16 protein-coding genes are annotated in these 13,069 nt (G+C 71.4%); 3 read left to right on the top strand and 13 right to left on the bottom strand.

The genetic code is table 11. The annotated features are described in order from the left end of the window. Positions 1-16: 16 nt before the first annotated feature. From KV102_RS08890 to KV102_RS08840, 11 genes are all read right to left on the bottom strand, one after another. On the bottom strand, positions 17-862 hold the full coding sequence (locus tag KV102_RS08890; protein WP_220345960.1) for a siderophore-interacting protein: 846 nt from the start codon (positions 860-862) through the stop codon (positions 17-19). A gap of 35 nt (positions 863-897) precedes the next feature. After that, complete coding sequence (locus tag KV102_RS08885) at positions 898-1,314, bottom strand: VOC family protein (RefSeq protein ID WP_220343239.1); 417 nt, start codon at positions 1,312-1,314, stop codon at positions 898-900. A 62-nt stretch (positions 1,315-1,376) separates the two neighbouring features. After that, complete coding sequence (locus KV102_RS08880) at positions 1,377-2,597, bottom strand: Nramp family divalent metal transporter (RefSeq protein ID WP_220345959.1); 1,221 nt, start codon at positions 2,595-2,597, stop codon at positions 1,377-1,379. 63 nt (positions 2,598-2,660) lie between these two features. Further along, positions 2,661-3,149 carry a hypothetical protein gene (locus KV102_RS08875; RefSeq protein WP_220345958.1) on the bottom strand — a complete coding sequence of 163 codons (489 nt, stop codon included), beginning with the start codon at positions 3,147-3,149 and terminating at the stop codon, positions 2,661-2,663. Between the two features lies 1 nt (position 3,150). Further along, positions 3,151-3,564 carry a hypothetical protein gene (locus KV102_RS08870; protein ID WP_220343236.1) on the bottom strand — a complete coding sequence of 138 codons (414 nt, stop codon included), beginning with the start codon at positions 3,562-3,564 and terminating at the stop codon, positions 3,151-3,153. A gap of 111 nt (positions 3,565-3,675) precedes the next feature. Beyond that, positions 3,676-3,978 (bottom strand): GNAT family N-acetyltransferase, encoded by a 303-nt coding sequence (locus KV102_RS08865; RefSeq protein ID WP_220345957.1) that lies wholly within the window; start codon positions 3,976-3,978, stop codon positions 3,676-3,678. 31 nt (positions 3,979-4,009) lie between these two features. Next, complete coding sequence (gene purQ, locus KV102_RS08860; RefSeq protein ID WP_220343234.1) at positions 4,010-4,678, bottom strand: phosphoribosylformylglycinamidine synthase subunit PurQ; 669 nt, start codon at positions 4,676-4,678, stop codon at positions 4,010-4,012. Next, positions 4,675-4,947, bottom strand: a complete 273-nt coding sequence (gene purS, locus KV102_RS08855) for a phosphoribosylformylglycinamidine synthase subunit PurS (protein WP_220343233.1) — start codon at positions 4,945-4,947, stop codon at positions 4,675-4,677. The genes purQ and purS overlap by 4 nt, the downstream gene beginning before the upstream one ends. Positions 4,948-5,111: 164 nt before the next feature. Further along, positions 5,112-6,662 (bottom strand): long-chain fatty acid--CoA ligase, encoded by a 1,551-nt coding sequence (locus KV102_RS08850; protein WP_220345956.1) that lies wholly within the window; start codon positions 6,660-6,662, stop codon positions 5,112-5,114. A gap of 138 nt (positions 6,663-6,800) precedes the next feature. Beyond that, on the bottom strand, positions 6,801-7,670 hold the full coding sequence (locus KV102_RS08845) for a phosphoribosylaminoimidazolesuccinocarboxamide synthase (protein WP_220345955.1): 870 nt from the start codon (positions 7,668-7,670) through the stop codon (positions 6,801-6,803). A gap of 26 nt (positions 7,671-7,696) precedes the next feature. Beyond that, positions 7,697-8,134, bottom strand: a complete 438-nt coding sequence (locus KV102_RS08840; protein ID WP_220343230.1) for a nuclear transport factor 2 family protein — start codon at positions 8,132-8,134, stop codon at positions 7,697-7,699. Positions 8,135-8,220: 86 nt separating this feature from the next. On the opposite strand from KV102_RS08840, the gene KV102_RS08835 reads away from it, so the two are divergent. Next, entirely contained in the window at positions 8,221-8,655 is a 435-nt protein-coding gene (locus KV102_RS08835) for a MarR family winged helix-turn-helix transcriptional regulator (RefSeq protein ID WP_220345954.1), read from the top strand. A 3-nt stretch (positions 8,656-8,658) separates the two neighbouring features. Here KV102_RS08835 and KV102_RS08830 read toward each other — a convergent pair whose 3' ends face one another. Continuing rightward, a complete protein-coding gene (locus tag KV102_RS08830; RefSeq protein WP_255559665.1) occupies positions 8,659-9,801 on the bottom strand; it encodes a serine hydrolase in 1,143 nt (380 codons plus the stop codon). Between the two features lie 123 nt (positions 9,802-9,924). Here KV102_RS08830 and KV102_RS08825 point away from each other — a divergent pair, with 123 nt between their 5' ends. Both KV102_RS08825 and KV102_RS08820 read left to right on the top strand, forming a co-directional pair. Further along, a complete protein-coding gene (locus KV102_RS08825) occupies positions 9,925-10,566 on the top strand; it encodes an ABC transporter ATP-binding protein (RefSeq protein WP_301021499.1) in 642 nt (213 codons plus the stop codon). After that, complete coding sequence (locus KV102_RS08820) at positions 10,563-12,101, top strand: DUF6297 family protein (protein ID WP_220345952.1); 1,539 nt, start codon at positions 10,563-10,565, stop codon at positions 12,099-12,101. The genes KV102_RS08825 and KV102_RS08820 overlap by 4 nt, the downstream gene beginning before the upstream one ends. Before the next feature lie 16 nt (positions 12,102-12,117). On the opposite strand, the gene KV102_RS08815 is transcribed toward KV102_RS08820, so the two are convergent. Continuing rightward, positions 12,118-13,065, bottom strand: coding sequence for a YafY family protein (locus KV102_RS08815; RefSeq protein WP_220343225.1), 948 nt, complete (start codon positions 13,063-13,065; stop codon positions 12,118-12,120). Positions 13,066-13,069: the final 4 nt, after the last annotated feature.

Below are 13,069 nucleotides of genomic sequence, written 5' to 3'. Positions count from 1 at the left end.
CGGCCCAGGCGCCGTGTCAGACCTTGGGCTGGGCGCTCTTCCAGGCCCGAAAGCCCTCCTCGGTCTCGCCGCAGCGCCAGTAGCCCGACAGCGAGAGTCGCTCGCGCGGCACGCCCCGCTCATGGAGAAGGTAGGAGCGGAGCTGCTTGAGAAGACCGCACTCGCCGTGCACGAACACGTGCGGCTCACCGGCCGCCCAGTCGTGGGCGCGGACGGCGTCGGCAAGGAGCGTGGTGGTGCCGGCGGGCGCTCCGTCACGGTGCAACCACGTCAGCGTCACGTCGGCCTCGGAGACCACCGGCTGCTCGTCCTCGGGACCGTCGACCTCGACGTAGGCGTGGACCCGGGCACCGGCAGGCATCGCCTCGAGCGCGGCTTGGATCGCGGGCAGCGCCGCCTCGTCACCCGCAAGCAGGTGCCACGCGGCGGACGGGTCCGGGGCGTACGCGCCTCCAGGGCCCGTCAGGTGCAGCACGTCGCCAGGCACGGCTCGGACTGCCCAGGGGCCGGCGACACCGGAGTCACCGTGGACGACGAAGTCGATGGTGATGCGGCCGTGCTCGACGTCGATCCTGCGGAGGGTGTAGGTCCGGACGACGGGCTGGGCTTCGGGCGGGTAGGAGCCACGGACGACGTCGAGGTCGAGCGGATCGGGGTAGTCCACACCGTCGACGAGGAACACGAGCTTGACGTAGGAGTCGGTGAATCCACCGAACCTGCGGGCGAACTCGCCGAACTGACGGCTGCCGAGCACGACACGCTGGATGTGCCGGGTGAGCCGGTCGCTGGACACGACCTCGAACGCGAGAGGGGCGCGCCGGCCCTTGGTGGCGGACGACTCCGGCTGCGCCACGATGCTCATGTCAGGCACCCTAACTGCGGGGCCAAGAGACCGTCTCAGGGCAGGAGGTCGCGCCCGATCTCGCCCGGGTTGTAGGCGACCTCCCACGCGTAGCCGTCAGGGTCGAGGAAGTATCCGCTGTAGCCGCCCCACTCCCGCCGGGTGCCGGGCGAGCGGAGAGCTGCTCCGGCGGCGACGGCCTCCTCCAGGACCTCGTCGACCTCGGCGGGGGTGGCGACGTTGTGCGCGAGCGTCATCGGCGCGAAGCCGCCGCCTGTCGCGATCGGCCCGACCTCCTCCTCGAACGCACGGCGGTCCCACAGTGACAGGACGACCCGGTCGGCGACCTTGATCATCAGCACCTCCCCGGGGACGAAGAGGCTCGCCGTCCAGCCCAGACCGTCGACGAAGAACGTGCGGCTCGCAGCGACGTCGGCCACGGCCAGAGTGAGGAAGCTGACCCGTTGATCCATGGCGGGGAGCCTAGTGCGGACCGCCGACAACCGGTGCTGTCTCCCCGACGCCGGTGTCGGTCTCAGGCGAAGGTCAGCACCAGGAGCGCCACGTTGAGCACGATCACCAACGTCGCGACCAGGGCAGCGAGCGCCGTCGTGATCCGCCGGTTGACCGCCTCTCCCATCACCGCGGGTCGTGCGGTGAGCCACAGCAAGGGCACCAGCGCGAACGGGATGCCCATCGAGAGCACGACCTGTGAGCCCACCAGCGCCCACGACGGCTCGACCCCGAGCACGAGGATCACCAGCGCGGGGATCACCGTGACGATCCGCCGGGCGACCACCGGCACGCGGATGCGGAGCAGCCCGTGCATCACCTCCGCGCCCGCCGCACACCCCACCGAGGTCGAGGCGAGGCCAGAACCCAGGAGCGCCACGGCGAAGAGCAGCGCGACACCCGACCCGAGCTCGGAGGTCATCAGGGCGTGCACCCCCTCGAGCGTGTCCGTCCCCTCCAGGCCGGACAGGCTCGACGCGGCCATCAGGAGCAACGCGAGATTCAGCGAGCCGGCGATGACGAGGGCGACCACCACGTCGATCCGCGTCACAGCGAGCAGCTCGGAGATCGTCCGGCGCTCGCCACGCCGCCCGAGCCGCCCGGCGGTGAGTCCGGAGTGCAGATAGATCACGTGCGGCATCACCGTGGCCCCGATGATCGCGGACGCGAGCAGCACGCTCTCCGTCCCGGCGAAGGTGGGCACGAGCCCTTCGGCGACGGCGGCGGGCTCCGGCGGGGCGACCACGAGACCGGCGGTGAACCCGACCGCGATGAGCAGCAGGAACGCCATCACGACGCGTTCGAGCGCGCTCTGCCCGAACCGGTCGCCGACCCGCAGGACCACCATCGAGACAGCGACGGTCACGAGGGCGCCGGAGACCAGCGGGAGGTCGAAGAGAAGGTAGAGCGCGAGCGCGCCGCCGACCACCTCCGCGACGTCGGTGGCGATCGCGACGGCCTCCGCCTGCAGCCAGTAGGCGATCCGCGCCGGGCGCGGGAGCGTCTCACCCATGTGCGTCGCGAGAGACCGCCCGGTGACCAGGCCCAGCTTGGCGGACAGGTACTGGACCACGACCGCCATCGCGTTCGCGAGGACGACCACCCACACCAGCGTGTAGCCGAACGTCGCCCCCGCGGTGACGTTCGTGGCCACGTTGCCCGGATCGACGTACGCGACCGCGGCGACGAACGCCGGCCCGAGGAGCGCGACGTTCTTCGGGAGGCGGGGAGTGCGGAGGAACATCCTTTCAGGATGGCCCATGTTGCCGCCCCTCATGCCGCCGATCCCGATCGACGGACCACCGCCTCAGACGATCACGTACCAGACCCCGCCGGCCTCGACGAGGGCGAACACCGCGTTGCCCATGCTGACCGGAGCACCGGCGATCTGGCGCGGGTGCACCGTCGCGCTGTTGCCGTCCACGCGCGCGCCCCGCACCTCGATCCCGCGGTATGCTGCGAGGAGGCGACGATCGAGGTCGTCGAGCTGGTCGCGCAGCTGACCTTCGCACCGTGCGAGCGCCTCCCGCGACCTGATCGGGAAGCCGTCCGGCGCCGCGACCTCGCACGCCGCACGCACGTCCTCGCGGCCCAACGCTGTGAGCATCTGCTCGAGGGCGGCCGTCGGTGACCTCGGCGGAGGGGCCACCGACGCGGAAGCCGCACCGTGCCCGTCGACTCCGACCGAGCCGAGCCCGATAGCGAGCGTGATCAGGGCGACCCCGGTCGCCGCGAAGACGAGCGCGGCCAGGACCACCAGGGGTCTCGGGACGGAGCGCTCGGGGGAAGCTCGCACGTCAGCCCGCCACCACGTACCACTTGTCCTCGACACGGACCAGCTCGTAGACGTCCTCGCTGAAGGGAGCCGGAGCACCGACGATGTCGGCGCCGGGGATCTCGACCCGCGAGCCGTGAGCCGGGACCTCCGACACCTCCACGTCGCGCAGCCGGCGTACGGCGCCGGGCCTGATCCCCTCGGCGTAGACCCGCATCGTCTCGGCGCACTCGGAGCGAGCATCGTCGGTGAGCGGGCCCTGACGGTGGGCCATCATCTCGCACGCGGCCTCGTAGTCAGCGCTGCCCATCGCGACGAGCATGCGCTCCAGGCTCTCCGCAGGATCACCGGTCGGCCCCTTCCCTGCACCTCCCACGAGGCTCAGCGTGGCGACCACCGATGCGGTGACCGTCCACAGGACGAGCTTCGTGATCATGGACAAGACCCCCGAGTGCGGCTCGCTTCGACGTCGTTCGGGGGCCCTCCGATCCTCACCCGATCGGGGACGCTCCGCGACTCGAACGCCGGGATCCACATCCGGGACGGGTCAGCGGGGTTCGACCAGGTCCTCGTACTCGGGGTGCTTGCCGACGTAGGAGGCGATGTAGGGGCAGGTCGCGACGACCTTCCAGCCCTTGGCGCGGATGTCGTCGAGAGCGGCCTTCGCGACCACCGCGGCGAGGCCACGCCCGCTCAGCTCGGGCTTCACCTCGGTGTGCACGAGCTGGCGCACACCGCGACGCGGGTCCCGGTAGACGATGGTCCCGCCGAGCTCGCCGTCGACCAGGAGGTCGTACCGGCTGTCGTCGGCGTTGTCCACGACCTCGACGTTGCCTTCTGCCTGCACCATGATGCTCCTTCGTACGACGCCGGTCGCCCGGCTACCTGACGAGCGCGGTCAGCACCGACGTGAAGAAGCCCAGCCCGTCGGTGCCCGGGCCGCACAGGTCTTCGACCGCGTGCTCGGGGTGCGGCATGAGGCCCACCACGTTGCCGCGCTCGTTGGTGATCCCGGCGATGCCGCGCATCGAGCCGTTGGGGTTGTCGCCGACGTAGCGCGCGACCACACGCCCCTCGCCCTCCAGGACGTCGAGCACCAGGTCGTCGGCGACGAAGCCGCCCTCACCGTTCTTGAGCGGGATCACGACCTCGTCGCCCGCCTCGTACGCGCTGGTCCAGGCAGTGGCGGCGTTGTCGATGCGGAGACGCTGGTCGCGGCAGACGAACTTGCGGTGGTCGTTGCGGATGAGGGCTCCGGGGAGGAGGTGCGACTCGCACAGGATCTGGAAGCCGTTGCAGATGCCGAGAACCGGCATGCCCTCGTGCGCCGCCGCGACGACCTCGGTCATCACCGGCGCGAAGCGGGCGATGGCGCCGCAGCGGAGGTAGTCGCCGTACGAGAACCCGCCAGGGAGCACGACCGCGTCGACGGACCGCAGGTCGTGGTCGCCGTGCCAGAGCGCGACGGGCTCGGCACCGGCGAGGCGTACGGCACGCTGGGCGTCGATGTCGTCCAGCGAGCCGGGGAAGGTGACGACGCCGACTCTCATGCGGCCGGGCCCTCGGGCACGATCGACTCCTCGATCCGGACCGCGAAGTCCTCGATCACGGGGTTGGAGAGGAGAGTCTCGGCGATGTTGCGGATCTCCGCGAGGCGTTCCTCGGTGATCTCGCCCTCCACCTCCAGCTCGAACCGCTTGCCCTGACGGACGTCGGCGACCCCGGCGAATCCGAGGCGGTCGAGCGCACCGTGCACCGCCTTGCCCTGGGGGTCGAGGATCTCGGGCTTGGGCATGACGTCGACGACGACACGAGCCACGGTGGCACTCCTTGGGAGGCGGTACGGGTTTCCGGCCCCGAGTCTAGCGGGGCCACCGTCGCCGCCCCGTCCCCGTCGTGAGGGGTTGCGGTCGGTTTCTCACCGGGAGAGCGACCGGAACCCATCGAAACGCGGACGGGGCGTACGAGGACGGGGCGTACGGGTCAGAGCTCGCGCTTGAGGATCTTGCCGGTGCTCGTCATCGGGAGCTGGTCACGGAACTCGACGATGCGGGGGTACTTGTAGGCCGCCATCTGCTCCTTGGCCCACGCGATCAGCTCCTCCTCGGTCGTCTCGTCGCCGGGGTTCTTGATGACGACGGCCTTGACCTCCTCGCCGTGGCTGTCGTGCGGCACACCGACGACCGCGACCAGCGAGACCGACGGGTGCGACATCAGCACCTCCTCCAGCTCGCGCGGGTACACGTTGAAGCCGCCGCGGATGATCATGTCCTTGGCGCGGTCGACGATGTAGTAGTAGCCGTCCTCGTCCTTCTTCGCGAGGTCGCCCGACCGGAACCACCCGTCCTTGATCACCTCGGCGGTCGCCTCGGGGCGGTTGTAGTAGCCCTTCATGACGTTCGGGCCCTTGATCGCGATCTCACCGATCTCGCCGACCTCGGTGATCTCCTTCCACTCCGGGTCGATGAGCTTCATCTCGACGTCGGGGATCGGGGTGCCGATCGACCCGGCACGCGGGGGCTGGCCCAGCGGAGCGAAGCTGGCGACCGGAGAGGTCTCGGAGAGGCCGTACCCCTCCAGGATGTCGATGCCGAAGCGTGCCTTGAACTCCTTGATGATCTCCACCGGGAGCGACGACCCACCGGCGGCAGCCGTCTTCAACGTACGGGCGACCTGGTCGGCGGTGACGTCGCTCCCCTCGAGTGCGCCGAGAAGCCCCCAGTACATCGTGGGGACGCCGGCGAAGAAGGTCACGCCCTCCTTGACCATGAGCTTGAGCGCCGCCTCCGCCTCGAAGCGCGGGAGCATCACGATGGTCCCGCCATAGGCGAAGCCCGAGTTCTGGATCACGGTCTGCCCGAACGAGTGGAACAGCGGGAGCACGCAGAGGTAGACGTGCGGGTCGTCCGCGTCGGCCCCGAAGAGCCGGTCACCGATGAGGGCGTTGCTGATCATGTTGGAGTGCGAGAGCTCCGCACCCTTGGGCTGACCGGTCGTCCCGCTGGTGTAGAGGATCACCGCGGTGTCGGAGTCGGCGGTCTCGACCGTGTCGAACGTCGGCGGCTGGTTGCCGACCGCGGCACCGAAGGTCTCCGCGCCCTCGATCGGCGACGGGGCGGTCGGGTCGGCCGTGATCAGGAAGAAGTGCTCGCACCCCTCGGTCGCGTTGAAGCCGTCCCACGCCTCCTGACCGATCGGCAGCTCGGGCGTCCCCTGGAAGGCGAAGTACGCCCGCGCGTCGGAGTCGCCGAGGTGGTACGCGACCTCGCGCCCCTTGAGCAGGACGTTGAGAGGCACGACCGTCGCACCGGCCTTGAGGATGCCGTAGTAGACGACCGAGAAGTACGGGAGGTTCGGGCAGGACAGCGCGACCTTGTCGCCGCGGCCGATGCCACGCGACGCCAGCAGGTTGGCGACCTGGTTCGCGGCCGCGTCGACCTGGGGGTAGGTCAGGCGCATGTCACCGAAGACGATCGCGGCCCGCTCGGGGTACGACGTCGCCGAGCGTTCGAGAAGGGAGGCCAGGTTGCTCACCGCAGTGCTCCTGTTCGTGGTGTCCGTCAGGGGTTGCACCGGGGAGCCGCGGGGCTACCGGCCGGTGCGGGTGCCCCAAGAGTGACATGGAACACGTCGAGCCGGTCCGAGAGGGCGGCAGACGTGACGGGAACGCAACTAGAAGGTCTCGCCCGTGAGGGTCTCGTACGCCTCGACGTAGCGGGCGCGCGTCTTCTCGACGACGTCGTCGGGGAGCCGCGGCGGCGCCGAGTCTCCCGCGCGGTCCCACCCCGACTCGGACGAGGTCAGCCAGTCGCGGACGAACTGCTTGTCGTACGACGGCTGGACGTGGCCGGGCTCCCACCGGTCGGCCGGCCAGAACCGGGAGGAGTCCGGGGTGAGGAGCTCGTCGGCGAGGACCAGCGTGCCGTCGGACCGCAGGCCGATCTCGATCTTGGTGTCGGCGACGATGATCCCGCGCTCACGGGCGATCGCCTCACCGCGGCGGTAGACCTCGAGCGTGAGGTCACGCAGCTGCGCCGCGAGGTCCTCCCCGACGAGACCGGCAACCTGCTCGTACGAGATGGGCTCGTCGTGGCCGCCGTAGGCCGCCTTCGTGCTGGGCGTGAAGATCGGCTCGGGCAGCGGGGAGCCGTCGGTGAGCCCGCCGGGCAGCACGATGCCCGACACGACACCCGTGGCGCGGTAGTCGCTGAGCCCCGAGCCCGTCAGATAGCCCCGGGCGATGCACTCGACCTGCACCATGTCGAGCCGCTCGACCTCGATCGCGCGGCCGGCGACGACGTCGGGCACGTCGGTCGAGATGACGTGGTTGGGCGCGACGTCGCGGAGCTGGTCGAACCACCACAGCGACATCCGCGTGAGGATCTCGCCCTTGTCGGGGATCGGCGGGTCGAGCGCGTGGTCGTACGCCGAGATCCGGTCGCTGGCGACCATGAGCAGGTTGCCGTTGTCGAGCTCGTAGAGGTCGCGGACCTTGCCGGAGTAGACGTGCGTGGCTCCGGGGACGGCGTACGGGGCGGTCACGGTGCCAGCCTAGGGCTCGCTCGACCTCAGGCCGCGGGCAACCGGTTGTTGAGCGACCAGACCGGTGTCGCGCTCATGCGTGTGAGCCGCCAGCCCCGGTCGCCGCGCTGTGCCTCCATGTCGTAGACCTCCCCGAGCAGGAACGGCGCCGGGTCTGCGACGCCCTCGGCGAAGGCGACCAGCAGGTTCGCCCGGATCGTCGCAGTGTCGCCGTCGAGGTCGATCACGTGCCCGGTCACGCTGTGCCAGACGTTGCCCTGCGAGTGCTTCCGCGCAGCCTGCGCCACGAGGGCGTCGTGCCCCTCCGCGGTGCCGCCGAGCGTGACGACGCGCCCGTCCGGTGCGAAGACGTCTCGCAGGCCGTCGAAGTCACGCGTGTCGAGACACCGGCCGAGGCGCGAGACGAGGTCGACGAGATCAACGCGGTCGGTGTGGGAGTCACGGGCGGTCGGAGTGGTGGTCATGGGCGGCCTCCGTCATTCGTTGGGATATCCAACGATAGGCCATGCCCATGATTCGTTCAACCCATGACTCCGGGTACCCTGCTGCCATGGATCTCGCCCGCGCCCCTCGACGGATGACCGCACTCCCGAGCTGGCTCCTCGCACAGGCGGCGTCGGCGAGCGGCCGCATCGTCGCTGCAGCACTCGGCGAAGCCGGCGCGCACCGCACCCACTACGCCGTTCTCGTCGCTCTCGACGAGCGCGGTCCGATGAGCCAGTCGGCGCTCAGCGACAGCATCGGGGTCGACCGCAGCGACATGGTGCGACTGCTGGACGTCCTCGGCGACGACGGCCTGGTCGTGCGCGAGCCGGACTCGGAGGACCGGCGTCGCAACCTCATCGTGCTGACCCCGGCCGGCCGCGCGCGGCTGCGAGCGCTGGACCGGGTGCTGGCCACGGCGCAGGACGACGCGACGGCACGCCTCACCAGCGACGAGCGAGACCGCCTGGTCGACCTGCTCCGCAAGCTCCTCGGCGCGTGACCGTCACGCGTCCAGGCAGGCGTACACCGCGCGGAGGTAGCCCTCGCCGCGGCGCGACCCGAGCAGGCCGTTGCTCATCCGGTTCATCGCGTACGTCGCCGTGACCCGGCGGTCGAGATCGTTCACGACGTACGAGCCGCCCCACCCTCCCCAGTGGCAGATCCGACCGTCAGGAAGGTACGGCTGTGTCGCCCGGTCCACGAGGGCATAGCCGATGCCCCATCGGAGCGGCGCGCCCAGCACGAGGTCGCGACCCTCGACCTGCTCGTCGAAGACCAGCTCGATCGTCTCCGGACCGAGGAGCTTGTGCCCGCCGACGGCGATGCCGTCGTGGCTCACCGCCGACTGGATCGTCGCGAGGGACCGAGCGTTGCCGTGGCCGTTCGCCCCACCGATGTCGGCACTGCGCCAGGCATCGGTGAGCGCGACGTTCGCGTGCAGCGGCGGGCCGCCGAGCGTCTGCATCGCGAGCGGACCGGGCTGCACGCCGGGAGGCAACTCCACACCTGTCGGGGCGATGATGTCGCTCACGCGGTCGTACGCGTCGCGCGGCAACCCGATGGTGAAGTCGGCACCGAGCGGGCCGGCGATCTCCGCGGCGACGAACTCCTTGAGCGTCTGGCCGGTGACCCGGCGTACGACCTCACCGACGAGGTGGCCGTAGTTCATCGCGTGGTAGCCGGACGCCGTCCCCGGCTCCCACCAGGGCGCCTGTGCGGCGAACCTCTCCGCCGCGCGCCGAGAGTCGAAGAGGTCCTCGACGACGCACGGCGGGTCCATGGCCGCGACGCCGGAGGTGTGGGCGAGCAGGTGACGCACCTCGACGTCGGCCTTGCCGTTCGCAGCGAACTCCGGCCAGTACGTCGCCACCTTCTCGTGCACGTCGAGCAGCCCGCGGTCGTGCAGCACGAGGGCGGCGAGCGCGGTCACCGTCTTGGTGCACGACCAGACGTTGGTGACGGTGTCCTCGACCCACGGCGTGGTCCGTCCGGCGTCGGCATGGCCTCCCCAGACGTCGACCACCAGGCGGCCGTCCTGCACGACGGCGAGAGAGGCTCCCACCTCCTCGCCGGCGTCCACGCGTCGGGCGAGCTCATCGACCAGCGGCTGGAAACGGTCGTCGTACGTGCCGTGGATCTCGGCCATGCGGGCTCCTGGAGCAGGGGGCGTGAGCGACTGAGCGCCCGCTCACCTTCCCATTCTGGCCGACGGCTGTCGAGCGTCGACGGCGTCGCCGGGCGCCTCGGAAGCCGGTGGCAGACTGACGCGGTGAGCCGCAAGTCGAAGAAGACACCTCCCCCACTGGTCTCGGTCGACGATCTCCAGCACGCCTACGGGCACCGCGTCGTCTTCGACCACGTGACGTTCCACGTCCGGGCCGGTCGTTGCCTGGTGCTGCGTGGCCCGAACGGGTCGGGCAAGACCACGCTCCTGCGCTGCCTTGTCGGCGACCCGCCGACGTCGGGCACGGTGTCGTACGACGGCCGCCGCGTGGACGAGTCCGACCCGCGGTTCCGTGCGGACGTGGCCACCGTCCTCGGTGACCTGGACTTCTTCCCCGACCTCACCGTCCTCGAACATCTCGACCTCCTTGCTCGCGCCCACGGCCAGCCTCCGGATCGGGCGGAGGCGGTGCTGGAGGCGGTCGGCATCGCCGCCGTGCGCGACCAGTTCCCCGGCACGCTGTCGTCCGGCCAGCGGCAGCGCCTCGCCCTGGCGACGGCCTTCGTCCGGCCGTACCGGCTGCTGGTGCTCGACGAGCCGGAGCAGCGCCTCGACACCGACGGCCAGGAGTGGTTGGCCAACCGCCTGCTCGACGACAAGCGCGGGGGTGCCGCGATCGTGATGGCGACCCACGACCCGGACCTCGCCGCAGCCGTGGGAGACGACGTGCTCGAGCTCGGCGCGTGACCACCTCGGTCGCCCCGGCGCAGCAGCCCGTCCCGTCGCCGCGCGCGATGCGTCGACGGCTGACGCGTGTGCGCCGAGCCCACGCCAACCGCACGTGGTTGCAGGTCGCGGAGGACGCGTACGTCGCGATCTTCTCGCTCCTCATGCTCGGGGTCGTCGTCGGTGCGGCGATCGCCCAGGTCCACCACGAGCTGCTCGGCTGCCCCACCGCGGGGTGCGGGGTCGTCCGCGAGGAGCTGCCGGTGGTGGCCGCCGTCGGCACGGTCGGCGTCGTCCTCCGGGCGCTCGCCTCGATCGGTCCGGTGGTGAGCGACGCCGCGTTCGGCCAGTGGGTGCTCGCGACCCCGGTGGCCCGTGGCGGCCTCCTCCGCCGCGCGTTCGCCGCCGCCGTGGGCGTAGCGGTCGTGACGACCGTGGCGCTGCCAGGCCTCGCGATGACGGGGACGACCGCCTCGGCGGCGACGGTCGTGACGGTCCTGGTCGGGGCAGCGGGGGTGGGCCTGCTCGCCACCGCCGCCGCGACCGCCGCTCAGCCGCACCCCGGCGCCCGTCGCACGGTCGCGGTGGTGGGTGACCTGCTGCTCGCCGTGGCCGTCGTGCTCGCGGCGGCGGTGGCGCTCGGGTGGTCCTGGCAGGTGTCGGTCGAGCGGTCGTCCGCCAGCCTGGTCGCCGGCGGCCTGGTGGTCCTGGGCCTCGTGGCCGTCGTGCTCGCATCGACGCGGGTGAGCCGCCTGACTCGCGCGGACGTCCAGCCCGGTGGTGCGCTGGTCGCCGGGCTGTCCGGTGCGGCGTACGGGCTCGATCCGTCGTTGGTGGGAGAGGTGCTCACCGCGCGCCGCTACCGTCTGCTCGGCGCGCGCCGCTCGTGGCGCGGGGTCGGTCGAGGCTTCGGCGCCGTCGTCGCGCGCGAGGCGATGCGGCTCGGCCGCTCGCCCCGGCGGGTTCTCGCGTTGGCGGCAGCCGCGGTCGTCGTGGAGCTCGGGGCGGCGACCGGTCTTGGTTCGGTGACGACCCTGCTGGCGGTTGTCGTCGGCTATGCGGCGACCCGGTGGACCACCGCGTCCCTGCGGATCGTCTGGCGCTCGCCCGGTCTGCGGCGGGCCCTCGGGATCGACGACATGGCGCTCCTGGTCGGGCTCGCCGTGCCGGGCGTCGTCGTGTGCGCCCTGTGGGCAGCGGGCGTCACCGCACTCCTCCCTGACGCCTCCGTGGTGACGGGGATCGTGCTGACGGTGGCGATCGGCAGCGGCATCGTCCGTTCGGCCGCGTCGGCGCCACCGCGCTTCGACGGGCCGTTGGTGACCAGCCCGATGGGTGCCTTGCCTCCCGGGGCGGTCGGGGCGGTCGTCCGTGGACCCGACGCCACCATCCTCGCGGCCATCGCTCCGACGCTCGGCGCACCGACCGGATGGTCCCTCGCCCTGGCGGCGCTCGTCGCGGCGTGGGTCCTGTGGCGGGCGCTCGCGGCGGTCGGAGACACCCGCCCGTACAGCGAGCGCGTGCTCGAGGCCGCCCGCGAGAAGCGGGAGTCCTGACCCGACCTGACGACGGTCAGCGGGAGCCGGCGAGCATCTCCCCCGTACGGCGCAGGTGCTCGGCGAGAGCGGCGGGCTCGGCCTGCTCGTACGGGGCGCCGACCGCCGCGAGCACGAACACCACCCAGTCCAGGGTGTCCACGCTCATCGTGACGCGGCACCGCTCGTCGCCGTCGGGCTCGACCGTGCCCCACCAGCGGACGACGTCGGCCACCTTCTCGGCCGGCGCGCGCACCACGAACGAGACGTCCGTGGTCGGCCGGAGTGCAGCGATCTTCTCGCTCACGAACGTCGCCGCATCGGGAGCCGGCAGCTCGCGCTGACGGAACCGGACACCCGTCGCACGCGGCTCGGACATCCGGTCGACCCGGAAGGTGCGCCAGTCGCCACGCTGGAGGTCGTACGCGACCAGATACCAACGGCGACCACGAGAGACCAGGCGGTGCGGCTCGACCGTACGGCGGCTCCGCTCACCGTCGGCGCGGTGGTAGACGATCTCGAGACGCTCGTCGTCGCGGCACGTCTGCGCGAGGACGGAGAGCAGCACCGCATCGGTCGACGGGCCGTACATCGGGCCCCGATCGGTGTAGTCCTGCAGAGCCTTCACCCGCCGGCGCAGCCGCGGTGGCATGACCTGCACGATCTTGCTCAGCGCGCGGACGGCAGCGTCGTCGAACGCGCTCGTCCCCGTGCCGGCCGACGCCTGCAGCCCCACCGCGATCGCGACCGCCTCGTCGTCGGCGACCAGCAGCGGTGGGAGCGACGCGCCGGCCTGCAGCTGGTAGCCCCCGGCGGCGCCACGCGTGGCGTCCACCGGGTAGCCGAGCCCGCGCAACCGCTCGACGTCGCGTCGCAGCGTGCGCTCGCTGACGTCGAGCCGACCTGCGAGCTCGGGGCCCGTCCAGTAGCGATGGGTCTGCAGCAGAGACAGCAGCCGCAGCATGCGTTCACTCGATCCCGCCATGTTT

The sequence above is a fragment of the Mumia sp. zg.B53 genome (assembly GCF_019550935.1).
In the GTDB taxonomy this organism is placed as follows: domain Bacteria; phylum Actinomycetota; class Actinomycetes; order Propionibacteriales; family Nocardioidaceae; genus Mumia.
Note: the sequence above shows the minus strand (reverse complement) of the source record. Positions and strands in the feature narration are given on the sequence as shown.